Here is a 26,790-nt window from a genome sequence, read left to right as displayed (position 1 = left end):
GATGAAAGGGGACATTAACCATGGGACTGATCAAAGCTGCATTCGGAGCCGCCGGCGGCGTGATGGCCGATCAGTGGAAGGAATTCTTCTACTGTGAGGCTCTCCCCGCGGATGTACTGGCAGTTAAGGGAAAGAAGAAAGTCACGGGCCGCTCCAGCAATACCAAGGGTGATGACAACATCATCACCAACGGCTCTGTCATCGCAGTGGCAGACGGCCAGTGCATGCTCATCGTGGAGCAGGGCAAGATCGTGGATCTGTGCGCCGAGCCCGGTGAGTACACCTACGATACATCCACCGAGCCCAGCCTTTTCTCCGGCGATCTGGGCGAATCCATTAAAAGCGTGTTCCAGAACATCGGAAAGCGCTTCACCTTCGGCGGCGAGGCCCCCAAGGACCAGCGCATCTACTATTTCAACACCAAGGAGCTCACCGGCAACAAGTACGGCACCCCCAGCCCCGTCCCCTTCCGGGTGGTGGACCAGCGGGCGGGCATCGACATCGATATCGCCATCCGCTGCTTCGGCGAGTACAGCATCCGGCTGAAAAACCCCATGCTGTTCTATACCAACGTCTGCGGCAACGTCAGCGAGGACTTCAAGACGGAGCAGATCGCGGGGCAGATGAAAACGGAACTCCTGACCGCCCTCCAGCCCGCCTTCGCCAAAATTTCCGAGATGGGCATCCGCTACTCCGCCCTCCCCGGCCACACCCTGGAGCTGTCTGAGGCCCTCAACGAGCAGCTCTCCTCCCGCTGGCGGGATCTGCGGGGCATCGAGATCGTCTCCTTCGGCGTCTCCAGCGTGAAGGCCAACGAGGAAGACGAGCAGATGATCAAGGAACTGCAGCGCAACGCGGCCTTCATGGATCCCACCCGGGCGGCGGCCCATCTGGTAGGCGCACAGGCCAGCGCCATGCAGTCCGCGGCAAGCAATCCCAATGCCGGTCCCGCCATGGCCTTTATGGGTATGGGAATGGCCGGACAGATGGGTGGTATGAACGCTCAGAACCTCTATCAGATGGGTGCCCAGCAGCAGGCGCAGCCTGCTCCTCCGCCTCCCCCGGCCCCTGCGCCCGCGCCCAGCGGCTGGACCTGCACCTGCGGCCAGAGCGGCATCACCGGCAACTTCTGTCCCAACTGCGGCAGCAAAAAGCCGGAGCCAAAGCCTGCCGGAGACAGCTGGACGTGTCCTCAATGCGGGGCGGCGGCTACCGGGAAGTTCTGTCCGGAGTGCGGTGCAAAGAAGCCGGAGGCGCAGGCGGACGGCTGGACCTGCACCTGCGGCGCGGTGAACAAGGGCAAATTCTGCGCTGAGTGCGGGGCGAAAAAGCCCGCCGGGGTACCCCAGTACAAGTGCGACAAGTGCGGCTGGGAGCCGGCTGACCCGTCACATCCCCCCAAGTTCTGCCCGGAGTGCGGCGATCCCTTTGACGACGGAGATCTCCAGGGATGAAGCAAGGCCGAAGAGCCGCGGCGCTTTGCGCCGCAGCCCTGGCCCTGATCCTGCTGTTGTCAGGAGCACTCTATCTCAAGCAGCTAGGGGGCGGTTCATCAATGCAGAAGGAGTCTTCCCTGCCGCCCGGCACATTGACCGGCATCATGTACAGCGATTCCGGCGGCATGACCGTCCGAGAGGATTTCTTTATCTGGCTGTCGCCGGAAGCCATCGTGGAAACCTTCTATTACCCGGAGGAGCCGCCGAAGGGCGTGGGCTGGCATGATCGATTCGAAAAAGAGAATGTCCCCATCACTGCCGAGCAGTGGGCCGATGTGGAGCAGGTCGTCCTGGAGCTTTACCCGCTGATGAAGCCGAAGCCGGAGCCAAGGATAGACCTGTGGAGCAGCATGGGACGCTGGTTGGGCGGCGTGAAGGACGAAGTCAGTTCCTCCAGCATCACCCTCATCTGGGACACCGAAGAGGGTGAGCAGAGGATAAAGTACGCCTCTCCTAACGATAAACGCATTTCGACGCTGGTAGCTCTGCTGAAAGAACTGGCCGACCCCATCGGGCGGGAGATCCCCCGGTATGACCCGCCGGGTTAACCCACATCCGCATTGGACCGTCCGGCGCGCTCTTCTCCAAAGGCCATTTTTTGATGGAGATGAACAGCCATCATACGCAAACCAATTTGTAAAAGCAAAATCAGGAGGTGCTGCGAATGAACGGACAGAAAATATTGAAGGTAACGTCCATTCTCATGATCGTCGGCGGCATAATCGCTGCAATCACGGGTGTGATTGCCCTCCTCAGCATCAGCACCCTGGCAGCGCTGTCGGGAAGCGCAAAGGGCACCGGCTTGCTCTATGCCAGCTCTATTCTGGTGACTTTGGCCTCTGTCATTCAGCTCATCGCAGGTATCAAGGGGCTGGGCGCCTGCAGCGATCCCCAGAAGGCAGCCGGCTGCATCAAGTGGGGCATTTTCATTGCCGGAATCAGCATCGGCTCCATGATCGCGGGGCTCATCGGCGGAGCATCCTTCAGCATCACCAGCCTGGTTCTCAATCTGCTGCTGCCGGGCTTGTATGCCTACGGCGCGACGCAGGTGAGGAATACCATCGATACTTAATCAAATTCAGAAAGGAACGAGGGTTATGGGACTTTTTGGAAAGTTGTTTGAAAAGAAGGAGTGTTCGGTCTGCGGCGGTGAGATCGGGCTGCTTGGCAACCGCAAGCTGGAGGACGGGAACCTCTGCAAAAACTGCGCCGCCAAGCTCTCTCCCTGGTTCAGTGACCGCCGACAGAGCACGGTGGCGGAGATTCAGGAGCAGCTGGCCTACCGGGAGGCGAATCAGGAAAAAGTCGCCGCATTCCGCACCACCCGGACTCTGGGCGAGCGCACCAAAGTGCTGCTGGATGAGGATGCGGGCCTGTTCATGGTCACCTCCGCCAAAAATCTGGCGGAGGCCAACCCGGACGTGCTGGCCTTCTCCGATGTGACCGGCTGCAAGCTGGACATCGACGAGAGCAAAACGGAAATCGAATACAAGGATCAGGATGGGGAGCGGAAGAGCTTCAATCCCAGGCGGTACGCCTATTCCTATAACTTCTTCATCGTGATCAACGTCAACAATCCCTACTTTAACGAAATCCGGTTCCAGTTGAACAGCAGCGCTGTGGATAACGATGAAGAGACGCTGCTGGATGGGCCGGACGCCATGCGCAGACCCCGCGGCGGTATGCGCGGAGGATTCGGCGGCATGAGAGGCGGTTCCCTGACCTCCAACGCGGAGGAGGTCCGCGCCAGTGTGGAATACCGGCAATATGAGGAGATGGGCCGCGAGATCCGGGATGCGCTGCTCCAGGTCCGGCAGCAGGCCCGGGAGGAAGCGGCCGCTGCCGCAGCCCCCAAGGCAGCGGTGACCTGCCCGTTCTGCGGAGCCACCACCACGCCGGACGCCAGCGGCTGCTGCGAATTCTGCGGCGGCGCGGTGAACGGATGAGCATCGCTCTCCCGACCGAAAAGACATTCCCATCGATACCATAACCGGTGTGTAACCATAACACGTTCCTGCTCAACCACCCGATTCAAGAAAGGAGAAAAACTATGTCAAACTTTACCGACAGCATGAAAGAGGCTGCATTCGCAACCAATCCCCGTGAATTTGATCTTTCCTATTCCACCACGCTGGAAGAAATCATGGAGAAGCTCAATGCCCGCGCGGCAGCATTTCAGATGCCGTTCAAGCTCAAAGGCGGCATCCCCGGTCAGCGCATCGCCTTTGAAAAAGAGCCGAACCTGGATGTGGGCCTCTGGCTTTTCCTCAAAGACGGCACACACATCCGCATCCAGCCCGTCATTTCGGAAAGCACGACGACTGTGGGCGGCATGCGCGTGGATAAGAACAGCGTGCTGCGCAAGGGCGTGAAGGGCGCGACCGTGGGCCTTGCCACGGAGCGCGGCGCTTATATCGACACCGTCACCGAGACTGTGAAGAAGATCCTCAACGGCGAGACAGTGGAGGACTATGTCGCGCCCGCGGTTCCTGTCGGCGGCGAAGCGTCCAAGGACTGGATGATCACCCTGCTGCTGTGCCTGTTCTGCGGCGGCATCGGCGTACACCGCTACTATGTGGGCAAGATCGGCACGGGCATCCTCTACACGCTGACGCTGGGCATCTTCGGCATCGGAACCCTCATTGATCTGATCAAGATCGCCACCGGAAAGTTCACTGACAAAAACGGAAACTACATCCGGAAGCAGTAAAAGGGGATCGCATTTGATTCGCCGGGAATCAGCAACTATGCATATGCCTGACCAAATTGGAGGAGAGAATGATGAAACAGACAAAGGCGAGAATCTTTTGCCTATTTCTTACGGCGCTGATGCTGTTCAGCCTCACTGCCTGCGGCAACCCTGAACCGGAAACGCCGGAGCCGGCACCGGAGGAAACGGAGCCGGAAGTATCTTCTGAAGCGAAGTCCCCAAAGACGATCAATGCCAATCTGTGGGATCTTACTTACGATGAGGCGGACGGCTGGGTCTATGAAGAGGACGATTTCTATGATGATGAAACATACTCCAAGATCATCCTGACGATTCCCAATGAAGCAGGCGATTCGGACATCATCAATGCGGAGATCCGAGTTTCCGTGGAAGATCCGGAGTACTTCCGCGACTATCTCACCAGTTACGGCTTTGACGAGTACGAATATGCGGTCAATCAAGCCTATGATTTTACTCCCGTCGGCGGCATTGACTGTCTTGAAGCCGAAGGGAACTATTGGGGCTCTCCTTGCCTGCGGTATCTCAGCCGCGTGGAGGGTGCCAGTGCCACCGTGTTCCTGGAGATCATCGGCGAGTACGAGGACGCGCGGGTGGATAAGCTGCTGTCCGGACTGACGTTCAACCTGGAGGATACCGGGAACGAGGACGGTCCCTGGTACTGGGAGGGCGAACCCTTCTCCGCCCAGCCTCACAGCGTCATGGTGGGGACCTACACGCTCAGCAGCCAGTGGCTCCCCATCACGGACTGCATCGTGACCAAGGAAACCTTCGACCATGCCGCTGCTGTCACCGGGGATCAGGCGTTCCTCCTGGTGGACGGCGCGCTGAAACGCTATGACTACGACGGTACATCCCTGAAATTTGCAGAGGATATCGCCCTGGATACAGAATACGAAGGGATTTGCGCCGATACCACCGGAACGATCTGGCTTTCGGATTTCCTGGAGCCGCTGATCAGCTGGAAGGACGGTGCGCAGACAGCGTCCTATAACGGACCGGATTATGTGGCCATGCACCCGTCCGGGACCTGGGGCATCAGCTGGTTCTCCGGCCCGGAGTGCGAGAAGGTCACCCTCTCCGGCGGTGCGGTGGCAACGGCGCCTATCGTGTTCAAAGAGGTGGATATTATCAGCCATCTGCTGGTGGATGAGAACCACATTTATGTCAGCGGTTCTTCCGTAAGCGACGGCAAACACAGAGTGTTTGTCTATGATACGGCAGGCAACTTGCAGCTGACCCTGGCGGATTCCGACGGAGGCAGCCTGGGAAGCATCACCTTTGTTACGGAGACGGCAAATGGCTATCTGGCCCTGGACGGAAATATGCGTGAGGTGGTGCTCTGGACCAAGGACGGCACCTATATCGGCGCGGCGGATGACAGTGATCTGTTCGGCACCAGTTACCCTTGGTTCTGCTGTGGAGCAAAGCTGGCCGACGGCAGTATCCTGGCGATTATGACCGAAGACCGGGCAGACGAGTCCGCCATGGAACTGGTGGCGTTCAAGCTCAGCGGCTTTTAAGGAGGGTTGAACATGAAACGGAGGAAACTGTTTTGCATGCTTCTTGCTGGTCTGATACTGCTCAGCCTTGCAGCCTGCGGCAAAGGGGAGGATGAGCCAGAGGATCCCAATTTACTTACAGTGGGAGATTTTGAGCTTCTTTACAAGGGCGCAAGTATCATGACGGACTATGAGGGAAACGACGCCCTGGTTTTGACGCTGGACTTCACCAACAACAGTGAGGAAACCACCGACTATTTCTGGTCCATTTACGAAACGGCTATCCAGAATGATACAGAGCTGGAGATGGCCGTAGTCTATCTCAACGAGGAAACCTTGGAGTACGTGGACGACAGCCAGTATCAGAATGTGGATCCCGGCGCCACGGTTGAGGTTCAGACGGCCTTTGAGCTGGATGATACCACCGGCGAGGTAGAGGTGACTTTCGAGGAGATGGAGGGCGACAAAAACGACTCCATCACCATTGATCTGTCCACCGTCAGCCGGGCATCCGCAGGCAGCGGCTCAGCCTCGCTGACCGGCGGCGGCAAGGGCAGCGGTTCCGGTGTTTCCGGCAGCGGCACCGGCGCCTCCAGCGGCGGCCAGCTGCTCGACTGGTGGAACGGCGATTGGTACGGCTGGTGGATGATGACCGGCTGCTGGGGCTATTACGAGGACATGGAGGGCGACTGGTGGGACATCTGCGGCACCATCGACATCGGCGAGGACGGCATCGGCACCGTCACCCTATGGGATGAGGACTACACAAAGTCCGAGCCCATGGTATCGGCCTCGGTCAGCCTGGATGAAGCCGGGACCGGCGAGTTTGGCACTATGATGTCCGAGGGCGGATGGTTCACGGATATTGCCCTGGAACACGCAGACTGGATCGTGGACCCGGGCCTGGTGGATTACCCGGACATGATCCACATCGACGGCTACTATGAAAACGGAGACGATGAATTCTACTATGACATCTACCTGCGCCCGTGGGGTACCTACTGGGATGATGTGGCTGAGGAAGATCTCCCCTACTACTATGACGACTGGTATCTGCCCTTGATCGGAGCAGGCCAGCCCATGCCGGCAAGCATCGGATAACAACCAGAATGGGGATCGCTCCCACCCCATTTGGGGCGGAGCGATCCCCGTTTGCGCAATAGTATGGAGCGATGACGTTTGAAAGGAGCAGTTATGAAAAGGACATCCAAACGAGTGATCGCGTTTCTTCTGACACTGGTTCTGATGCTGTCTCTCTGTGCCTGTGCGCAAATGAAGCAACTATGGGCAGAAATAAGCGTTGACGGAGAGACTCCGCCTGGTAAACACGATAAGAAACCGCCGGAAAAGCCGCGCCCGGGGGCCGGGGGATCGGATGCACAGCCGGCGCAGGCGGGATTTTCCGAGGAAGCGGAACAATCTCTTGCTTGGCTGCGGGACAGAATCGATTTTCCCCAGACCATGTTCGGTGCAGCGTATCTGGGCTATGTGGAAGAAGATTCGGGGGGCGATTGGCTGTCAGCGGCAGACCAGGCCATGCTGGAGGCATATCCCTTCCTTGCAGAGATCGACGAAAATCATATCATCGGCAGCACGGGATATCTGTACTGCATCGTGCCGGTGGATGAAAACGCGAGTGTTAGCATCAACCGTATGCAATGGAATGAGAAAACAAAGACCTACGAGAACACTGAGGTCTGCTATCGGTCGGAAAGCGGGGAACCGGTGCTGCTCTTTGCCAATCTGGACGGCGTTGCCTATGAGGCCGACACACAGGTCTGGATCACCGACAACAGCGGGAACTGCTGCGAATGGTGGCCGTCCTTCGACGCCATGAGCTATCTTGCGCCGTGCATATCGGAAACCGGAGACTACCTCTCCTTCGACTTTACGGAATACGGATGGCGGGGCGTGCCTTCTGAACTTGCCCCGTGGCTGGCAGACGGCTGGAGCGGGATCTACGCCCCCGGACTTGAGGGCTGCTGGACGGTGCAGGCAGCGGCGTGGGATACGGGCCGTACTGCAAATTATTACTTGTGGTTCTTCCCTGAGGATGAGAACGGCGGAAGTGTCAGACTGGATTGGCAGTACGAGGGCTCGGATCTCTTTGAAGAGATGTGGAGCGGTTACTGGACGATTACATCCGTCATGGATGGGCCAAGCTATGTGACCATCAGCCTGTCCCTGGTGGGCGGCGAAAACTATGGCGTCACAGACGGCCCGTATTATATCTCGGATACGTATCCCCTTGTGATCGACTACAGCGGTGAGAAGATGGTGTTGGGCGCAGGAGAGAACGGTGTCAGCCTGCCCTTTATGCCAAAATATGAATCGCAGCTGTCTATCCTGACGCTGGACAGCTGGCTCACCGAAAGCCCGGACTGGTGAACTGCTGCGGATTCCGGGCTGTTCCCGGTCTGCTCCGGCATGGAGCCTTATGCACCGGTATGGAAAGGAGGCATTTCGATGCCAACACAGGTAACCAATTATCAGTGCCCGGCTTGTACGGGTCCGCTCCACTTTGTGGGAGTGTCCGGGAAGCTGGAGTGTGAATACTGCGGCGCCAGTTACGATGTAGCGGAGATCGAGGCGCTTTACGCAGAGAAGGAAGAAAAGGCAGCGGCAGCCCAGCAGGCGACGGAGAGCGCAAGTGCCGGGCAAGGCGGATCTTTCGTGGACGGAGATTCGTGGGACACATCCGGTTTTTCCGAGGACTGGGGTGCGGAGGGTGACAGTATGCGGGCCTACAGCTGCCCCAGCTGCGGTGCGGAGCTCATCTGCGATGAAACCACGGCGGCCACATCCTGTCCCTACTGCGGCAACCCCACCGTGGTGCCGGGACAGTTCTCCGGACAGCTGCGGCCGGATTTTATCATCCCGTTCAAGTTGAGCAAAGAGGACGCTGTCAAGTCCCTTAAAAACCACTATAAAGGTAAAATTCTCTTACCCAAAAGATTTACCCAGGAGAACCATGTGCAGGAGATCCAGGGGATCTATGTCCCCTTCTGGATGTTTGACGGCGAGGCGGAGGGCGACGCCTATTACGAAGCCACCCGCTCCCATACATACCGCTCCGGCGACTATGAGATCACCGAGACCGAACACTACGACGTCTACCGGGCCGGTATGGTCAATTTTGAGAAAATACCGGTGGACGCCTCCAGCAAGATGCCGGACGATCACATGGACTCCATCGAGCCCTATGACTATCAGGAATTAAAGCCCTTTTCCACCGCCTATCTCCCCGGATTTCTGGCCGATAAATTTGATGTGACCGTGGAGCAGTGCCGGCAGCGGGCGGACCAGCGCTGTGAGGGAACCTTGTCCTCAGCACTGCGCAACACGGTAACCGGCTACCATACCTGCACACTGATCCATGACAGCGTCAATCTGAAACGGGGCAAGGTGCATTACGCGCTGATGCCTGTCTGGATGCTGAACACCAAATGGAAGGGCAAGGACTTCCTCTTTGCCATGAACGGACAAACCGGCAAGCTGGTGGGCGACCTGCCCGTCAGCTGGGGCAGGTTCTGGGGCCTGTTTGCTGCCATAGCCGCCCCTCTGTCGGTGTTGGGCACGGTGCTGGCGGTCTTCTTGGTACTGTGAGAAAGAAGGTGGAGCAGATATGAAGAAAAAAATCTCCATTTTTGCACTGATTCTCCTGCTGGCCCTGTCCCTTTGCATACCGGCTCTGGCTGCAACGGAATATGGCGTGATCTATGATGAGACGGACGAGCTGGGCTCGGCTGTGCTGACCATGCAGGGCGAAGAGACCCTCCCGGAGCTTTCGGAAAAACTGGGAATCGACCTGCGGGTGGATGTACTGACCCAGACCAGCTATGACAGTATTTCCGATACCGCCGCCGGGATCTTTGACAGATATGGTTACGGTTATGGAGAGGAACAGGAAGGCGCTACACTGACCATCCTGATGGAGCCGCAGGACACGGGCACCTACGCTATGCCTGCCGACGGCTGGTGTATTTACGCCAATCTGAGCGAAGATCGCGGCAGCAGCCAGGCTCTGGCTGAGGCCATCCGCACCGCGGTGGAACCATCCATGGCCCAGCGGGCCTGGAACGGCGAGGACATCACCATGAGCGCCGTGGCGCTGACCCAGGCGGTGGAGTCCATGGCGCAGGCAGCGGAGGACTATATCCTTACAAATTGCCCGCCGGACGCCCCCGGCACCGGAACACCGGCAACACCGCCGGAAGTGCCGGAAATACCCGAAGCGTCCGAGCCCGACAGCGTCGGGATGCAGTACGTGTTTGATATCAGCGACCTCCTGACCTATGAGGAGTGGGAGGAACTGGAGGCCCGGGCCGCGGACATTTCCAACCGCCAGCACTGCGGTGTCTACTTCGCCCTGGTAGATGATTTCACGGACTATGGAGACGGCAGTGTATATGAGGTCACCTATCAGCTCTACCACGGCAGTGAGCTCGGTTTCGGAACTGACCGGGATGGTATTATTGTTCTGCTCAGTATGGAGGAGCGGAACTATGCCATGTTCGTCTACGGCGAGTATGCCGAATATGCCTTCGACGATTTCGGTCAGGAAAAGCTGGAGGAACAATTCCTGGGCGACTTTGGGGACAATGACTGGTACGGAGGTATCTCCCACTATCTGGACGCCTGTGACGAATTTCTGACCAAAGCCGATGCGGGCGACCCGGTGCGCCTTTCCTACTGGGAGAACTTTTGGGAGTACCTTCCTGCAGTTGCGGTTCTTGCCTGCCTGCCGACAGGGCTTGTCTGTATCTGGCTCATGCGCGGTATGAAGTCGGTCCGTCAAAAGAAGGAGGCCAATGCGTACCTTACTGAAGGGGGGCTGCACCTCACACAGCAGTACGACCAATATACCCACACCACCGAGACGCGCACCAAAATTCAGGAGGAAAGCTCAAGCGGCGGCACCTGCAGCGAAAGCGGCGGAGGCGGCAGCGGCCGCAGCGGAAGCTTCTGAGAAGGGGGCCGCGTCATGAAGCATTTGATCCGGCGCCGGTTCCTGCCGGTGTTTCTGTGTATGGCGCTGGCTATGAGCCTGACTGCCTGCGGAGGAAAAGACACACCGCCCGTTGAAATGGAAACGGGCGGCGCGGCGGGAACCCTTTCCGGCAGCAAGGGAGAAAAGGATTCTGGTGTGGGAGTTGATCCGAAGCCGGCGGAGGAGTCTCTGGAGCTGTTGTATGACACCATGGCATTCGACGACCAGTACGCCGGCGCAGTGGCCTACCTGGGCTACCGGGAGCAGGGGGACTCTGCCCCGCTGTCCGACTGGCTGCGGGAAAACTGTGCCGGATTGGTCGAGGCGATGCCGTTTCTGCTGCATGTACCGGCCGAACATATCCTTGGTCCGGGCTACGGCGATTTGTTTTGCATCGTCCCCCGGGATGAAACGACCATGCTGACCGTAGAGCATATCACATGGGTGCCTTCCCAATTCGAAGTGGGGGAGGTCACAGATGAGGTCCTCTATCAGGCAAGAAGTGCCCGGCCTGTGCTGATCTTCAAAAACCTGGATGATTCTCACCCCTTACCCGATGTCCATATCACCCTTGAGCCGGACAACGGCCCGATGTGCGAATGGTTTCCGGATGTAGATGAATACGATGCTCTCAGTATACCTGGCTATCCGGAGAATCCCATCCTGCTGGATTTTGCAATTTGGGGAGATGTGACCGGGCTAGACTATCCCGATGACTGGGAGTTCCCCGGGGACATCCGGTGGGATCCGCCCACGGCCTGGGAGCTGGCCTACACCAACTGGTCCTGTGAACACTGGGACATGGAAATCAGCTGGGGGGACAGTACTGAGCCGGACTATGAAGGTATCGTCAATCTCTACCACCAGCCGGAGGGCGGGCAGGAGTACACACTTGCTTACACCGGCATCTGGCGCATGGAGAACGGCTGCCTTCGTTTGGAGCTATCTGACGGGATGGGCGACTCTGTCAGCGGGAGTTTCCCGGTGAGGATCGATCCCACCGGCGATTACCTCTACATTGAGCAGGATTGGGAAACCGGCGTGTGCCCGCCTTTCTTTGGTGAAGAGATGATTTGCCTAGATCTGGTGCGCACCTATGGCTGAGGAGCAAAACAGGGCATTTATAGGAGCGAAAGGAGAATCTGCATGAGCATTTTCGACAAACTGAAAAATTCTGCCATGGATACCGTTATGACGGCAGCCACATCCATCGGAAACAAAAGTGAAACCTTCACCTTCGCGGCGCTCCCTGAGAGCCTGACTGAGATGCAGGCGCTCCCGGAGGCAACCCTTGCCACCCCCTTTCAGACGGCGGCGCTGACGGTCCTGGCCCTGTGCGCCTATGCTGCCGACCGGCAGATCGGCCAGGAGATGCTCAACTGGCTGCGGGGGCCGCGCCCGTTGAACGGGCAGGACCTCTCCTTCCTGAACGACCGGTTCCGGGACGGAAAAACCTACCTGCCATTCACCTACTTTGTGGGCTCCACTCCTGACAACAACTATACGCCTGCACAGCCGTATACCATCCGAGTCGAAAGCAACCATGTCTCCGGTGAGGAGCAGGGCTATATGAAGCTGTTCATCCCCTGCGGCGGCGCGGACGCCCCCCGCCCCATCAAGCTGCGTCAGCGTGGCAGCGACGGAAAATGGTTCCTCTGGGAGCAGTATCTGCTCACCGGTGTCCGCACCCCAAAAGCCGCCGACCCGTGGGCGTAAACCAAAGGGAGGATTCACCAAGGAATCCTATCGTGTGACTGAGGGGCAGGATACCCATCGAAATCAATCAGGAAAACATTTGCATTTGGATAGAAGGTGCCGATCATGAAAACAGTTCTATTTATATCATCCAATAAGATGCTCGGGCAGGGATTGTCGGCGTCCTTTCAATCAAAGCCGGAGCTTGATTTCCTATGGGCTGCCCAGCTCAATTATTCACAGGCTGTCGTTGGCATTGATATTTTCCATGCTGATGTAGTGATCTTGGATATTGCAGATCAAGCGGATATGGAGCAGGCAGTTGATATCTGCCGGTCTATCCGGCAGAACGAACAGGACATAAAGATCTTGTTCCTGGTCAGGCCGGAACAAGCTGTCGTACGCAAAGTAGCCGTGGAGGCAAAAAATGTCGGTTTGGCAGATGATTTCGTCTTCTATGACAGTTCCCTGACCTATTTGCTTGCAAAATTGGCGGCTTTTTCATAGTATGATTGGACGGTAGTGAAGAAAAATCAGATGTAATTATTGAACTCGTATTAATAAAATGAATTGGTGATTTCTATGCGGCATGAATCCAAGTGGATAGGGTGTCCACAATGCGGCAGCAAAACAAAAGTCAAGGTATATGAAGAAACTGTTTTAGTAAAATTCCCGCTTTACTGCCAAAAGTGTAAAAAAGAGTACTTGGTCAATGTGGTAAAACTGAAGATGGTATTGAGCGACGAGCCAGATGCTTAAAGCACAGAGCCTGCTTTTCCCGGATGAAGGGATCAGCAGGCTCTGCTTTTTTTATGTTTTCTATCCAATCTCTATGGTGTCCTTCGCTCGAAGTGCAGAGAGAACAGACTCTATCACAGGAATCAGAGATTCTGCCTCCTGTTCATTGCACTCTTCTACCATTAAGCGAAGCTGTTGAAGCGCTGGAGCTTCTCGTTGCAGCTCAGGGGTAAAAATGGTTCTGGCATCAATACGAAGGGCGCGAACTAAAGGGTACAGCACTTCCATTTTAGGATTTGCCTTGTAGTTTTCAATATTCATCACAGTTCGCACATCAATATCAGCCATGTCTGCTACCTGAAGTTGTGTCAGGCCGCGCTGATAACGTGTACTCTTCACCGCATTTCCCAGTGGATAGGAGAAGTCATACATCGCAATTCACCTCAAAGATATTCTACATTACATCATTTTTTCATTGAATGCGACACAATTCTCCTATTAGGTGTAACGCGATACACTGTTCGATGTATTTGGAGTCAATAAAACTGAATCATAGTATCGGCAAGGCAGCCGCATTTGCCGAAGATCAAAACATTTTTAAGAAGGAGGAGATGCTGGCTGTCTGTGTGCCGGCCGCGTGAGCGGGCGAAAGGAAATATGCGACATGGTAGGCACCAACTGCCGCATTAAGTTGTTCCGCCTGGTCAAGCCGGGTCACACTGCTCTCAGAACAGCACGAGGGAGGCAATCAAGAAAATATCGGGATGCGCAGGTTAGACAAGTCAGAAAGGATGAAAAACCTCCGACTACTGTCCCCGACCCTCTCCCTGGACTTCTTAATGTAGCTCTTGAACAGATTGCCGACTCCATACTTTTGTGTAAAAGCGGTAAATCACTTTTATATTGTAATTTTCCTGCAGGGTGTCGAGACCCTCCGAACTGAAATTTGGTTTGCGCTTATATTTCACAGATCGGAAGAAAGCATGAATGGGTTTTGAAAGAGATGCTTATGCCACCCGAATCAAGAGCCTGCGTAAAAAAAGTGGACTCACCCAAGAACAGCTTGCTGAAAAAATAAATGTGACAAGCACTTACATCGTGAAAATCGAAAACAGCCAGCGAACCGGATCAATTGAATTTTCTGTTGATCTGGCAAAATGTTTTGGTGTTTCTCTCGATTACCTTCTTCTTGGCGAAGAAGTCGGAAATAAGAAGCAGGCCCTTCAAAGAGTGATATCTTTCCTGTCTGAATTGGAAGCAGAACTCTAAACCTGACAAAGAGGGCAAGAAACCTGTCATTATGTTTCTGTCGCGCACAGACGCCCAGTTGTACAATGAAGCCAAGACCAAAGAAATTGGTTTTCATGCACCTTGCTACGAAAATAAGTAGCGAGGGTGTGAACCTTGACAAACAGGCTTTCAACGCCTCATGAAAAACCATCGCAGCACAAAAAGCGGCAGGCCAAAACCTGTCGCCGGCCGAAGTATGGAGCAGTGGGACTCAGCCTGGTGCCACCACAAAGTACCCCAGCTTTTGCGGTTCGTTCACCATACGGCTGGCCCGTTTGCGCTCACTTTGTTTTCTGCGGATCTCAAAACAGTCTTCGTTGTATGGAGAACCTGTCTTCAACATCGTGTAAATCAGCGCCAGCAGTTTGCGAGCCAAAGCAATCGTTGCACGTTTAGCGCCCTTCCGCTGTTTTATCCTCCAGTACCAACCGGAGAGGTACAAGCTTCGTTTTCCGGAGATGACCCATCCCACCTCGCAGAGCATACTCTTCAGATACGGATTACCTTTGTTAATGTGAGCACTCTTGCGTTTTCCGGCACTCTCGTTGTTACCGGGACTCAAACCGGCCCAGGAGCATATATGCTGTGAATCCGGAAAGGCACTCATATCGGTACCAATCTCCGCGATAATGGCCGCTGCCGCAGTTACATCAATGCCCGGTATGGAGCACAGGAGGCTCAATGCCTCTTCGTGCTTTGTGATCTCTTTCGTAATAGCGTCCTCCACAGTATGGCGGTGCTGTTCAAGCGCTTCCAAGTGCCCAAATATCATGCGAAGAAAGCCGCGCTGGTGCTCCGAAAGCGAACCGTTCAAGGCAATCAGTATTTCGTCGATACGTTTCCGGGTCTGCGTTTTCAGGCACCGGTCCAGAGCTTCCCGCGAAATATTTCCGTATTCCATGAGATGACGGATGATGTTTCGCCCGGAAGCGCCAAATGCGTCCGCCAGAAACGCTGTGAAGCGGAAACCGGAGCTTTGCAGAAATTTATCGATGCGATTCTTTTGGGCGGTAATGTCGCGAACGATGCTCTTACGATACCGGGTCAGATGCCGCAGTTCCCGGAAGGTCTTATCTGGGATAAAACTTCCCTTTAGTAATCCGGCACGGAGCAATGTGGCGATCCATTGCGCGTCCCTCATATCCGTTTTGCGCCCAGGCACATTCTTCATGTGGCGGGCATTCACGACCAGAATGCTGATCTGCCCATCAAAACATGGCTCCAGCATTTCGTAAATAGGCTGCCAGTAGATCCCGGTACTCTCCATAGCGACATAGCGGCACTCTGCTTCCAACACCCAATCCCGCAGTTTCCGCATTTCCGGGATAAGTGTGCTGAAGGAGCGAATCTCGATTTCCGGATCGGTGCCCAGCTCACCTTTGGCAAGACAGGCAACAATAACGTCACGATGAATATCCAGTCCCATGGCGCAGGTCAATATGTCTTGCATCAAATCCCTCCCTGAATTATGCAGGCTGGGAATTGCCCGGGTGGGTTATCCGAACTTTGCTACTCGTGCTCTTCACTTACGTGACGCAACATACTGCTGTTCTCTTGGGCAACTCGTCCACGTTGAACAAACGGGGTGAAAATCCACCAAGGTGCAACCGGACTACGCCTGCTGTTTTCAGTTTAGCAAATCCTTCGGTTAACGCACAGACTATATTTTCATTCTCAGCTGTGATGGCATTTCATGAGGCGTTGAAAAATACTGTGTATCATGCAGTCAGATCCGGCAGCGAACTAACGTCAGCTTATGGGCTCCCTGACGAGGGGAGGCAGCGATACGGCGGGTGCGCGAGGACCACCTGTAGAATTTGCGGAAAGAATATCTTCTCTCTGCAGATCTATAAAAGACGACGGCCATGAAAGGTGCAGAGCGGGTCCACCCAGCCCAAAACAGCTTTGGCAAGCTGTTTCGCAATGATCCCGTAAGCCTATAATGGTACTCTGTGTCCAGCCATTTTGATGGGGGCACCTCGGAGCGATCCTCGGAGGGGTGAGATTCCCGGAGGGCGGCGCCAGCCGCCGGTTCGTATGTCGCCCGCGGCTCGGGAAGTAGTGTCGAATAGAGCCGGAAAAGGTACAGCACAGCGCTGTACGATAAGAAACATAATAGGGGCTGCTCCAGAGTAATGGAACGCCGTATTGTTCTCCGAAACTATCTGGAGCAGCCCCTTGATTCAATGATTACTGTCAGCGAAGGAACACGATTCCTTTGCTTTTTCGCAGAAAGGAGCTTCAAATGGATGCCAATGTCAATTATCTGGGGTTGATAAATATGCTCCAGATCCTGAAGAATGCGGGACTCATCAGCAGGGCAGAGGCGAGAAAAATTGCAGCTCGACTCAAGGTGGATATCGGCGCAGACATTGTCATTTTCATATAATGATTCGGGCTTTCTCATCTCTTTTAAGTATGGCTATTTGATCAGGAGTGTGGTAGTGTGTGTTGCTGAAAAGAGGAGGGGGACTCATGAGCAGAGAGCGCAAAGCGGTCGGGTCGTTGGCCCTGGATCAGGCACCGAGGGTAATCGCGATCCCCGCTGTCAGCCAGGAACGAACACGGAAGCTGCGGGTAGCTGCCTATGCCCGCGTCAGCAGTAATTCCGAGGATCAGCTCCACTCCTTTGCGGCTCAGTCCGCCCACTATACGGAACTGATACACCAGAATCCTGACTGGGAGTTTGTTGATGTATATGCGGATAAAGGAATCACAGGGACTTCGACAGAAAAGAGAGACGATTTCCTGCGGCTGCTGGCAGACTGCCGCCGGGGACGAATTGATAAAGTCCTGGTCAAATCCTCTTCGCGGTTTGCCAGAAACGCCAAAGAAAGCCTGGAGGCTATTCGGGAACTGAAATCACTGGGCATTGTGGTCTGCTTCGAAGAAGATAAGATTGACACCTCTAAATTATCCGGTGAACTTTTGACAGCCATCTTCGCAATGCTTGCGCAGAAGGAAAGCGAAGCCATTTCCGAACGGATGCGATGGAGCTATCAGGTGAGGATGAAGGCCGGAAAGTTCATCACCTGCAACGCACCGCTTGGCTATGATTTGGTCAAAGGAAAATTAGAAATCAATGAAAATGAGGCGCAGGTCGTTCGGTATATTTTCCGGCAATACTTGTCAGGGCAGAGCCTGGAAAGTATAGCTAAGGATCTATCTCGATATGGAGTCCCTACCAGAGCAGGGGGACCTCGCTGGGGGATGACCGCAGTCGGCTATATTCTGAGCAATGAAAAATATGTCGGAGATTCACTGGTCCAGAAATCCTATACAACAAAGTCCCTTCCTCATCGAATCGTTAAGAATCATGGAAAATATCCGAAATACTACATCCAAAACTCGCATCCCGCTATCATTGACCGAAATACGTTTGAACAAGTACAAAAACTTCTGGAGAGGCGGAGGGAGGCTTTACATCCGCAGCCTCAAGAAAAGTACGTGTTTTCCAAGAAAATAATCTGCCAGACCTGTGGTTCAACGTTCAAAAGAAAGAGCATTGATGGAACATCAGTCTGCTGGATTTGTCAAACGCACAACCGCTACCCTGAACGTTGTCAAACTGCTCGGATTCCCGAACAGCAGATTAAGGCGGCGTTCTTAAGTATGTACTATAAGCTCCGCCATCAGGGGATCAATATTCTTAAGCAGCTCCTCAAGGATCTCCAGGCAGCCCGAGAGGCAAGAATGCTATGGAGTATGGACATTGTAAAACTGAATGACAGAATCGCGGACATTATCAGTCAGGATCGACTTCTGGCCCAGCTGAAACAGCAAGGGCTTGTCGATCCTGATCTCTTTATATCACGACGCGACAGGTTGGCTGAACAGCTCCGCACCGCAAAGCTGGAAAAAGAGCGCCTTCTGGCGGCCGAGGAGGATCAGACGATCCAACAGACCTTGGCTATTACAGACGCTCTGGAATCTGGGCCGGAACTCCTTCCGGAGTTCGATGAGGAACTGTTCAGCGAGCTTGTTGAGAAAATCATCGTGGAAAATGTAGATTGTCTGCGGTTCCGCCTGATCAATGGACTGGAGCTCACAGAGCGGATAGAAAGGACGGTGCGGTAGTGAGAAGCATTCGAAAACAGCCGTTTGGGTATCGAATCGAACATGGAGAAATCGTTCTTCATGAGAGCGAAGCAGAGACGGTTCGATGGATCTTTGAGACATATCTTGCGGGCGCGACCTACGGCACCTTGGTGGGAACCCTTCAGGAGCGAGGGATTCCCTATGATGTCGGAAAGCCTTGGAACAAGAATATGGTGGCTCGTATTCTGGAGGACAGGAGATACATTGGAGAGGGAGGATTTCCCCAGATCCTGAAGCAAGAACAATTTGATGCATCGCAGGTTTCCAAACAGGAACGACTGCCGCCCCACTACCAGACTCCGGCTCAAAAAGAACTGCGGCGCCTATGCGGTAGTACGCCGCCCGCCTGGGTGGAGGGGCAGGTGATAGGAATCCTGAACTGCTTAATTGAAGAACCCGATAGGATCTCCTTTGCAGCGGGACCAAAAGACAATACAGAGATCAGCGCACTCCGGCGGCAGATGGACGATGCGCTTCATTCACCGCCAGTGGATGAAGCACAGATCCGCTCTATGGCGGTTCATCTGGCTTCGCTGCAGTTGAATGTTATCGGAGTTGAGGAATATGAGACCAAACGTCTGCAAAACCTGTTCCGGGGGCAAAGCCTTTTAACAAAACTGGATCAGGAATTGCTCCGTGAGAGCGTCCGAAAAGTCACATACATTGATGGGGTAGTCAGTGTTCTGCTGAAAAACCGACAATTAGTGAAAGGAGTAGCTTTGAAATGAAAGAAATTGCCCCAAATGTCATTATGATCCCCGCAAAGGAGGAAACGGCTCAAGAGCAAGAACGTAAGCGAAGCTTGCGGGTGGCAGCCTACTGCAGGGTGTCTACCGACGATGAAGAACAGCTTTCCAGTTATGAAAATCAGCGTGACTATTACACCGACAAAATTATGGGAGAACCGACATGGACGATGGTAGATGTGTTTGCGGATGAGGGAAAGACTGGAACATCAACCTGCTCACGCAAGGGTTTCCTGCGGATGATCCGGCAGTGCCGGCAGGGAAAAATCGACATGATCCTCACGAAATCAGTCTCTCGATTTGCACGGAACACGGTGGATACGCTTAACTACACGCGGGAACTTCGGAACCTGGGAATTCCGGTCATCTTTGAGGAGCAGAACATCAACTCCATCTACCCGGAGAGCGAATTCCTCATTACGCTCTATGGTGCATTTGCGCAGTCTGAAAGCGAGAACACCAGTTCTCGCGTCGCGTGGGGGATGAGGCAGGCCATGCGTTCCGGTCATGTACTGCTGAATTACAAATGGCTGCTGGGATATGAGCGCGGGCCGGATGGAAAGGCCGTGATCGTGCCGGAGCAGGCAGAGATCGTTCGCTTCATCTACCAGCGGTACCTGGCAGGAGATACTCTTCGCACCATCAAAGCAGCTCTGGAAGAAAAGGGCTGCCTGACTGTCACAGGAAAGACAGAGTGGACCCCTGCCCGCATTCAGAGTATCCTGACCAATGAGAAATACTGCGGTGACGCATTGCTCCAAAAGACCTTTATTCGGGACTGCATCAGCAAAAAGGTTATCCAAAACACGGGCCAGCTCCCGAAGTATCTCATTCAAAATCATCACCCGGCCATCATCAGCCGGGAGGAATTCGATGCCGCGCAGTTGGAGCTTGCCCGCCGGCGAGCCCGCACCGGAGGGAATAGAAAGAGCGCGCCAACGGGCCGGTGCAAGTACAGCGGCAAGTACATACTCAGCAACCTCCTCTTCTGCGGCAAGTGCGGAACCGCTTACCGCCGATGCGTTTGGTCACGAAAGGGCTATCAGCGGGCAGTGTGGCGGTGCATCAGCCGGCTAACCTATGGAACGAAATACTGCAAGCACTCCGCCACGATCGATGAAGAAGTGCTGAAAGAGGCGATTTTATCCGCTGTCAATCAGATGATGTCCAGTCAGGATGAACTGAAAAACCGGCTGGTTGATGCGATGAGACAGGAAATGCTCCCCGTCCCTGGCCAAGGATTAAGCATCTCCGATATTGACCGAGCTCTGGAGAACCTGTCGAAACAGTTCGATCATCTGCTGAAAGAAGCTTCTCTCTCTGCAGACAGCACAGAGAATGCCGAGCGATTCCGCAGTATCTCCACCGCCATGGCGGAATTGAAGGAACGCCGGACGCAGGTGGAGAAGCTCCACCGTGAAAATGAACAGATGTACCGCCGAGTTAAGGCTGCGGAGGCAGCGCTGTCGGAGACTGCGGCCTGGATCACAGAGTGGAAAGAGGATGTGCTCTATCAGTTGTTGGAGAAGGTGACGGTGCTGGACCAGACCAGGATCAGAGTGACATTCCGCAGCGGAGCGGAGATCGAGCAGGCGTTGGAAGGAGCCGAAAGGAGTGTAACGGCATGAGCGTCTATGCCACAGGAGACTGCCACGGAACCTTCCGCAGGTTTGGAAGAAAATATTTCCCCGAACAAAACAGTATGACCCGTGACGATTGTATTATCATCTGCGGTGACTTCGGGGGGCTCTGGGAAGATTCCGAGGAGGAGAATTATTGGTTGGACTGGCTGAATGACAAACCGTGGACGACCCTCTGGGTAGACGGGAACCATGAGAACTACGCACTTCTCGCTGACCTACCAACTGAAATGTGGCACGGGGGTATGGTGCATCGGGTACGGCCCAACATCCTGCACCTTGCGCGTGGGCAGGTGTTTGAGCTCGAAGGATATACCTTCTTCACCATGGGCGGGGCCAGGAGCCATGATGTGGAAGATGGAATCCTGGACCCAAACGCACCAGATTTTAAGACCCAACTCATGATGCTCCAGACACAGGGGAAACGGCGGTACCGGGTATTGGGGGAGTCATGGTGGCCGGAGGAACTTCCTTCAGAGGAGGAGTATACCAGGGCTCGGCATAGTCTCGAAGAACATGATTGGGCGATAGATTACATCATAACCCACTGTGCCCCAACTAATCTTGCCCTGGCCATCAATCCTCGCAATAAGGCGGACCCTCTCACGGATTTCCTCCAAGAGATACGGGAAAAGGCCCGGTATCATTACTGGCTGTTTGGGCACTACCACCGCAATCAGGCAATCGACAATAAGCATATCCTGCTCTGGGAACCAATCGTGCAGGTCATATAAAGTCACGGCAAAGAGAAGTGCGGCAAAGATATGCCGTATTTCTCTTTGCCGTGAATCGCAGAATAAGGCGCACCGCGCCGGAAAGGAGAAGTCCATGAACATCCGAAAGCCCGTTGATTACAGCGCAATGTACACTGGTTTGGATCAGGCGCTTGGAAGAAACCTGCCGCAGATGGAGCTGTATCTCGAAATCGGGAAACTAGTCAGCGCCAGAACAGAAAAAGGAGCCGCTGTGGCGGCAGCAGAGTATCTTGCGGTCAAGTGTCCCGACAACTCTGGGTTTTCTCCGCAGAATCTCCGTCGGATGCGGGAATTTTTCCGGACCTATGAAACTGCACCTGACATTCTGCGTGAGGCTCTCCTGATTGGGTGGACGCAGAACGTGGTTATCATGGAGGCGGATTTGTGCATGGATCAGCGGCACTGGTATCTCCAGGCTGCCTTGCAGTTTAGATGGTCAAAGGCGGAGCTGCTGCGGCAAATCAGCGATTCCGCACATGAGCAAACAGATTTCGTTGTTTCGACAGGCACAGGCAATATTGACTGTGACGAACCGGAACAGGAGAGGCAGGGTAACGAGGATTCTTCTTGCAAGTCACAGCATAATTTGCAAGAGACCAACGGCCGTGTTTGTAATGAGAAATCTGGCGGAAAAGTCTGCGATGGGGAAGTCGTTTTACATTTCCGCAGCTGCTACCAGTCGGGAAGCAATCGGCAATCCGGATTATCCGCCGGCCCACCGAAAGTCGGCGGAACAAGGAAACTCCTGCGAAGGCCACGCGGCCCAACAGATGACGATCTGCAACTATGCAGATTGCGATTTGCTGATCGGCATGGACCAGGCCAATGTCCGCAATATGCGTCGTATTTTCTGCTGCGACCCAGCGGAAAGGATCCGCCATTTGGCGGAGTATGCTGGCCGACTGGCCCAGGAGGTGGCCGATCCATGGTACACTGGGAATTTCGAGGCCACCCGGAGAGATGTGACGGCGGGCTGTCAAGGACTGCTTGAGTATCTAACATGTGCGCTGGATGAATGAGCGTGAGCAATTAGATCCCGCTTTTGAAAGTAGATGCAACTGCATTACTGGGACCGGCAAAAGGAAGAACAGTACTGCAAGATTGTGAAAGTGGTGGAGGCTTTACAACAGTGTGGGGGGATATTATGAAAACACCGGACAGCATAGCCGATTTATATGCCGCCTTTGCGCAGGCGGAGAGCCAAACCCGCAGCGAGAGCATCAAATCCGGCATTCAGAATCGCATGCGGAGCGGGAAAACCATTTTGAATCACAGGCAGTTTCTGGGCTATACCATGGGGCCGGATGGAGTGCTGCAGATCGTACCGGAGGAGGCCGAGATCGTCCGAAAGATTTTTGATCTCTATATTCAGGGAAACGGTGTGCGGAAGATCAAAAAGTATTTGGAATCCCACGGCATCAAGACGGTCACCGGAAAGACGGAGTGGAGCACCTCCACCATTGACCGGATGCTGAGCAATGAAAAATATGTGGGCCAAGTGCTGATGCAGAAGACCTATTCGTCGTTTTTTTTGAAGGGGAAGCGGGTGAAAAACACTGGGCAAAGGGAAATGTACCTGGTAGAGAATGCTCATGAGCCGATCATTGACCAGGAGACATTTGACAAAGTGCAGAGAATGAAGGGACAGATCAGGCACACGGTAGAAATGAAAATGAAACTGTAAGCTTGAATTTTACTGAATGCCTTTTGGGTGTAATTCCAATACCTCAATTTGACACAAAAACGCTGCTATGGATTTGTGCCGAACCCTGAAAGCCTTGCGCCGCAAGGCTTTTTTAACTAGGTGTTCAGATTGTATCACTAGGTCATGTTAAAAGCTACATTTTGGTTCTTTGAACCGGAATGTAGCTTTTTCATTTTTCCGCCCTCCATGATAAACTGGTTGACAGTATGTATCATGGAGGGCTTCTTATGTTTCAGCATGTGATCGAGATTCCCCAGACGCAGAAGGACCACCCTATTTGGGATCAGCAGCTGCGGGTTGCAGCCTATTGCCGTACCAGCACGAATCAGGAGGAACAAAATTCAAGCCTGGAAAACCAGATCGCGTATTATACAGCTTTTATTCAGAGTAATCCCATGTGGCGATTCGTGGCTGCTTACGCGGACCAAGCATCGAGGCTGCACACGAAAAACCGTCCAGGCTATCGGAAGCTCCTGAGAGACTGCCGGAGAGGGAAGATCGATTTGATCCTCGTCAAATCACTCAGCCGCTTTGGGAGAGATGCCCGGGAAGCCATTGCCACCATCAGAAAGCTGAAACAAATGAATGTAGGAATCTACATTGAGTTAGGAGGTATCTTTACCATGAAGACACCAGACAGCGTGATTGATTTGTATGCTGCCTTTGCGCAGGCAGAGAGCCAGACTCGCAGCGAGAGCATCAAATTTGGCATTCAGAATCGCATGCGGAGCGGGAGAACCATTTTGAATCACAGGCAGTTTCTGGGGTATACCAAGGGGCCGGATGGAGTGCTGCAGATCGTACCGGAGGAGGCCGAGATCGTCCGAAAGATTTTTGAGCTCTACATCCAGGGAAACGGTGTGCGGAAGATCAAAAAGTATTTGGAATCTCACGGCATCAAGACGGTCACCGGAAAGACGGAGTGGAGTACCTCCACCATTGACCGGATGCTGAGCAATGAAAAATATGTGGGCCAAGTGCTGATGCAGAAGACCTACACGCCGGATTTCTTGACGGGGAAGCAGGTGAAGAACACAGGGCAAAAGGAGATGTACCTGGTGGAGAATGCTCATGAGCCGATCATTGATCAGGAGACCTTTGACAAAGTGCAGAAGATGAAGGGACAAATCAAACGCACGGCAGATATGCAGATAGAACTGTGAGTGTGAACTTGGCCGACGGAAAGAAAGCAAATTTGCGAGAAATAGGAAATCTAGATTGTAGCGGTTACACACAGGACGCCCCGAAAACGATGGTTTTCGGGGTGTTTTGCTGTGCAAAAAGTTCTGGTTTTCAGAGACGGCGGAGTGGCGGCAAGTTATAGACCCACGCGCAGACCCACACCACGCAAAAAACGCAGCGCACCGGCGGGGAAGTTCGGCTTCCCAACCGGTGCGCTGTTCTGTTTAGGTGATGGGGTGTTACCGCACCTGTGCCATGAGGTTCCCCATGGTCTGCGCTGCCTCGTCCTGCTTCTGCCTCGTGGTGTGGGTGTAGGTCCGCAGAGTGAATCCTGCGTCGTAATGTCCCAGCATAGCGGACACGGTCTTGATGTCCACGCCGTTCTGGAGAGCCAGGGTAGCGAAGGTGTGCCGGAGATCGTGGAACCGAAGATGCTCCAAGCCGGCGTCTTTCAGGATTCGCTGGTGGAGGGTAGCCACGGAATCCGGGTGGTACATGGCCCCGGTGCGGGAGGAGGGGAAGAGCCAGGGATTGTCCGGGTGCTTGGCGTGTTCTCTCATCAGTAGTTCCACCGCCTCCTGGGGGATGGAGATCAGCCGGACGGAATTCTCAGTCTTGGGGCGGGCAACGATCAGGTGGTTCTCCTCGTCTTTGGTAGCCTGCTTGCTGACGGAGATGGTTCGTTGCTCCACGTCCAGGTCCGCCCATTGCAGGGCTACCAGCTCGCCTTTGCGGATGCCGCTGACCAACTCCAGATAGAACATGGCCAGGGAGCCTCGCCGTTCCGCTGCGTCCAGATAGGCTTTCAGGTCCTCCTGGTGCTGTGCTTTCGGCACCACGCAGCTGTCGGCGGGATTACGGATCAGCAGCCGCTCTTTTACCGCCCGGTCCAGGGCGCTGTGGAGCATGATGTGGACACCACGCACAGTGGAGCCGCTGAGCCCTGGCTTCTTTTTCTTCTGCTGTTTCCGCGTCCGTCCGCTTTCCAGCAGGTCCTTGTACAGCTTCTGAATTTCCCGGCTGGAGAGTTTGTTCAGCTTGATGGTTCCGATCCGGGGGACAGTGTACTGCTCGATCCCTCTTTTGTAGTACCCTGCGGTAGAGGGGCGGATATTGGGCTTTGCGTACAGCTCGAACCAGATCCGCAGCCATTCCGCTACGGTGTATTCCCCGGAGCGGGACACGTCCAGCTGCTGGCTTTCTGCGATAGCCACGGACAGCTTGGATTTCACCTCCGCCTGGGTCCTGCCCAGCACGTTCCTGATGATCCGCTTGCCGTTCTGGTCGTATCCGGCGGTGTACCGTCCTTCCCAGCGGCCATCTTTCCGCTTGCGGATGTTTCCTTCTCCGTTGGCCCGTCGTTTTGCCATCACTCACCCCGCCTTTGCCGGAGGGCTTCGCAGGCTCGTTCCTCCTCGTCATTATCGAAGGAGTAGGAGGGAGCCAGCTCCGCCGCGATCCCCAGCGCCAGCTTAAATCCAGAGAGGAAACTCTCCAGAGAAGTTTCATCCCGCAGCTCGTTTCCCAGGTCTGCCAGCTTCAACATCTGCTCCTGCCCTCGGCGGTCCAGTGCTTGGTATAGGTCCTGATGGACCGCCTCCAGATCCTTTCGTACCACCCGGCACTCTGGCTCCTTGCAGAACCGCTGATGCAGGGCCATCATGTGATCCTTCATGGTGTGTCACCTCCCCTATTCAGCGACACACAATACCCTAACTCGCGGAGAATAGCCAGGGTCAAAGAGCGGAATTATCAATTTGTTAAGAACTGCTCAGGCGGCGATTTTCCCCCGCTCTTTTCTTTGATTAGCGATGCAATTACTTTATTTTCGGAGAGGAAAAATATTGGTACCGGACCGACACGGCGCAACCGCTTGGAAACACTGGATTTTTTGCCTGACCGACCACCTTGATTTTGAAAATCTCGAAAACCGACGTCGGTACCATAATCCCGGAAAGCCCCGCACTGCGGGGCTTTGTGGGCGGGAGGTGGTCGCTAGCGACCACCTCCCTTTATCTAGTACTTTTTTCGGCCGGCCGAAACCGCCGGATTTGACCCACAAAACTGCTGCTCTGGTACCGTTTCCCAAGCTGTTTTCCCCTCTGGAGATACCCTCGCAAAACCTTCTCGCCAACCTTCGCTCACACAGGCCGCACACGGCCCGTGACCTCCTCAGCGCCCCTGGTGCTGCCCCCTCCGCCAAAGCCTCACACAGCCCTTCACGG

27 protein-coding genes and 1 pseudogene are annotated in these 26,790 nt (G+C 54.6%); 24 read left to right on the top strand and 4 right to left on the bottom strand.

The features are described from left to right. Positions 1-20 precede the first annotated feature (20 nt). The 14 genes from ACVDHE_RS00940 (at position 21) to ACVDHE_RS00875 (ending at position 13,170) form a co-directional block, all read left to right on the top strand. Complete coding sequence (locus ACVDHE_RS00940; RefSeq protein WP_458885307.1) at positions 21-1,454, top strand: SPFH domain-containing protein; 1,434 nt, start codon at positions 21-23, stop codon at positions 1,452-1,454. Further along, positions 1,451-2,044, top strand: a complete 594-nt coding sequence (locus ACVDHE_RS00935; RefSeq protein ID WP_458885306.1) for a hypothetical protein — start codon at positions 1,451-1,453, stop codon at positions 2,042-2,044. Before ACVDHE_RS00940 ends, ACVDHE_RS00935 begins: the two co-directional genes overlap by 4 nt. Positions 2,045-2,160: 116 nt before the next feature. Then, on the top strand, positions 2,161-2,568 hold the full coding sequence (locus ACVDHE_RS00930) for a hypothetical protein (RefSeq protein WP_458885305.1): 408 nt from the start codon (positions 2,161-2,163) through the stop codon (positions 2,566-2,568). 25 nt (positions 2,569-2,593) lie between these two features. Further along, the gene (locus ACVDHE_RS00925) at positions 2,594-3,442 is read left to right on the top strand and encodes a DUF4428 domain-containing protein (protein ID WP_458885304.1); all 849 of its coding nucleotides are present in this window, start codon (positions 2,594-2,596) and stop codon (positions 3,440-3,442) included. Between the two features lie 104 nt (positions 3,443-3,546). Then, a complete protein-coding gene (locus tag ACVDHE_RS00920; RefSeq protein ID WP_458885303.1) occupies positions 3,547-4,206 on the top strand; it encodes a TM2 domain-containing protein in 660 nt (219 codons plus the stop codon). Between the two features lie 71 nt (positions 4,207-4,277). After that, positions 4,278-5,747 carry a hypothetical protein gene (locus ACVDHE_RS00915; protein WP_458885302.1) on the top strand — a complete coding sequence of 490 codons (1,470 nt, stop codon included), beginning with the start codon at positions 4,278-4,280 and terminating at the stop codon, positions 5,745-5,747. A gap of 12 nt (positions 5,748-5,759) precedes the next feature. Further along, positions 5,760-6,827: a DUF5067 domain-containing protein gene (locus ACVDHE_RS00910; RefSeq protein WP_458885301.1), complete on the top strand. Its 1,068-nt coding sequence runs from the start codon at positions 5,760-5,762 to the stop codon at positions 6,825-6,827. 93 nt (positions 6,828-6,920) lie between these two features. Further along, positions 6,921-8,114 (top strand): hypothetical protein, encoded by a 1,194-nt coding sequence (locus ACVDHE_RS00905; RefSeq protein ID WP_458885300.1) that lies wholly within the window; start codon positions 6,921-6,923, stop codon positions 8,112-8,114. Positions 8,115-8,192: 78 nt separating this feature from the next. Further along, positions 8,193-9,332 carry a TFIIB-type zinc ribbon-containing protein gene (locus ACVDHE_RS00900; protein WP_458885299.1) on the top strand — a complete coding sequence of 380 codons (1,140 nt, stop codon included), beginning with the start codon at positions 8,193-8,195 and terminating at the stop codon, positions 9,330-9,332. Between the two features lie 19 nt (positions 9,333-9,351). Beyond that, positions 9,352-10,695 carry a TPM domain-containing protein gene (locus ACVDHE_RS00895; RefSeq protein WP_458885298.1) on the top strand — a complete coding sequence of 448 codons (1,344 nt, stop codon included), beginning with the start codon at positions 9,352-9,354 and terminating at the stop codon, positions 10,693-10,695. 15 nt (positions 10,696-10,710) lie between these two features. Next, positions 10,711-11,820, top strand: coding sequence for a hypothetical protein (locus ACVDHE_RS00890; protein ID WP_458885297.1), 1,110 nt, complete (start codon positions 10,711-10,713; stop codon positions 11,818-11,820). Between the two features lie 42 nt (positions 11,821-11,862). Then, positions 11,863-12,432, top strand: a complete 570-nt coding sequence (locus tag ACVDHE_RS00885) for a DUF6935 domain-containing protein (protein WP_458885296.1) — start codon at positions 11,863-11,865, stop codon at positions 12,430-12,432. Between the two features lie 105 nt (positions 12,433-12,537). Then, complete coding sequence (locus ACVDHE_RS00880) at positions 12,538-12,918, top strand: response regulator (protein ID WP_458885295.1); 381 nt, start codon at positions 12,538-12,540, stop codon at positions 12,916-12,918. Between the two features lie 75 nt (positions 12,919-12,993). Beyond that, positions 12,994-13,170, top strand: coding sequence for a cysteine-rich KTR domain-containing protein (locus tag ACVDHE_RS00875; RefSeq protein ID WP_458885294.1), 177 nt, complete (start codon positions 12,994-12,996; stop codon positions 13,168-13,170). A 60-nt stretch (positions 13,171-13,230) separates the two neighbouring features. Here ACVDHE_RS00875 and ACVDHE_RS00870 read toward each other — a convergent pair whose 3' ends face one another. Further along, on the bottom strand, positions 13,231-13,581 hold the full coding sequence (locus tag ACVDHE_RS00870; protein ID WP_458885293.1) for a helix-turn-helix transcriptional regulator: 351 nt from the start codon (positions 13,579-13,581) through the stop codon (positions 13,231-13,233). A gap of 555 nt (positions 13,582-14,136) precedes the next feature. On the opposite strand from ACVDHE_RS00870, the gene ACVDHE_RS00865 reads away from it, so the two are divergent. Continuing rightward, positions 14,137-14,418, top strand: a complete 282-nt coding sequence (locus ACVDHE_RS00865) for a helix-turn-helix domain-containing protein (RefSeq protein WP_458885292.1) — start codon at positions 14,137-14,139, stop codon at positions 14,416-14,418. A gap of 232 nt (positions 14,419-14,650) precedes the next feature. Here the strand turns inward: ACVDHE_RS00865 and ACVDHE_RS00860 are convergent, their stop codons facing one another. Continuing rightward, positions 14,651-15,889, bottom strand: a complete 1,239-nt coding sequence (locus ACVDHE_RS00860) for an IS110 family RNA-guided transposase (RefSeq protein WP_458885291.1) — start codon at positions 15,887-15,889, stop codon at positions 14,651-14,653. Positions 15,890-16,684: 795 nt separating this feature from the next. Here ACVDHE_RS00860 and ACVDHE_RS00855 point away from each other — a divergent pair. From ACVDHE_RS00855 to ACVDHE_RS00815, 9 genes and pseudogenes are all read left to right on the top strand, one after another. Further along, entirely contained in the window at positions 16,685-16,828 is a 144-nt protein-coding gene (locus ACVDHE_RS00855; protein WP_458885290.1) for a hypothetical protein, read from the top strand. Positions 16,829-16,914: 86 nt separating this feature from the next. Continuing rightward, entirely contained in the window at positions 16,915-18,516 is a 1,602-nt protein-coding gene (locus tag ACVDHE_RS00850) for a recombinase family protein (RefSeq protein WP_458885289.1), read from the top strand. After that, the gene (locus ACVDHE_RS00845; RefSeq protein ID WP_458885288.1) at positions 18,516-19,265 is read left to right on the top strand and encodes a recombinase family protein; all 750 of its coding nucleotides are present in this window, start codon (positions 18,516-18,518) and stop codon (positions 19,263-19,265) included. The genes ACVDHE_RS00850 and ACVDHE_RS00845 overlap by 1 nt, the downstream gene beginning before the upstream one ends. After that, complete coding sequence (locus ACVDHE_RS00840) at positions 19,262-20,911, top strand: recombinase family protein (RefSeq protein ID WP_458885287.1); 1,650 nt, start codon at positions 19,262-19,264, stop codon at positions 20,909-20,911. The genes ACVDHE_RS00845 and ACVDHE_RS00840 overlap by 4 nt, the downstream gene beginning before the upstream one ends. Beyond that, the gene (locus ACVDHE_RS00835) at positions 20,908-21,657 is read left to right on the top strand and encodes a metallophosphoesterase family protein (RefSeq protein ID WP_458885286.1); all 750 of its coding nucleotides are present in this window, start codon (positions 20,908-20,910) and stop codon (positions 21,655-21,657) included. The genes ACVDHE_RS00840 and ACVDHE_RS00835 overlap by 4 nt, the downstream gene beginning before the upstream one ends. 94 nt (positions 21,658-21,751) lie before the next feature. After that, positions 21,752-22,147 (top strand): annotated as a pseudogene (locus tag ACVDHE_RS00830) (DUF1016 N-terminal domain-containing protein); the annotation flags it as partial. Between the two features lie 55 nt (positions 22,148-22,202). Continuing rightward, positions 22,203-22,697 (top strand): arsenate reductase/protein-tyrosine-phosphatase family protein, encoded by a 495-nt coding sequence (locus ACVDHE_RS00825; protein ID WP_458886145.1) that lies wholly within the window; start codon positions 22,203-22,205, stop codon positions 22,695-22,697. 23 nt (positions 22,698-22,720) lie between these two features. Continuing rightward, complete coding sequence (locus tag ACVDHE_RS00820) at positions 22,721-23,362, top strand: recombinase family protein (protein ID WP_458885285.1); 642 nt, start codon at positions 22,721-22,723, stop codon at positions 23,360-23,362. A 248-nt stretch (positions 23,363-23,610) separates the two neighbouring features. Next, on the top strand, positions 23,611-24,546 hold the full coding sequence (locus tag ACVDHE_RS00815; RefSeq protein ID WP_458885284.1) for a recombinase family protein: 936 nt from the start codon (positions 23,611-23,613) through the stop codon (positions 24,544-24,546). A 258-nt stretch (positions 24,547-24,804) separates the two neighbouring features. Here ACVDHE_RS00815 and ACVDHE_RS00810 read toward each other — a convergent pair whose 3' ends face one another. Together ACVDHE_RS00810 and ACVDHE_RS00805 are read right to left on the bottom strand one after the other, a co-directional pair. Then, a complete protein-coding gene (locus tag ACVDHE_RS00810; protein WP_458885283.1) occupies positions 24,805-25,935 on the bottom strand; it encodes a tyrosine-type recombinase/integrase in 1,131 nt (376 codons plus the stop codon). Continuing rightward, entirely contained in the window at positions 25,935-26,240 is a 306-nt protein-coding gene (locus ACVDHE_RS00805; protein ID WP_458885282.1) for a DUF6809 family protein, read from the bottom strand. The genes ACVDHE_RS00810 and ACVDHE_RS00805 overlap by 1 nt, the downstream gene beginning before the upstream one ends. Positions 26,241-26,790: the final 550 nt, after the last annotated feature.

The sequence above is a fragment of the Dysosmobacter sp. Phy genome (genome assembly GCF_054476235.1).
The sequence above is the reverse complement of the archived record's forward strand: the minus strand, read 5'-3'. Positions and strand labels throughout refer to the sequence as shown.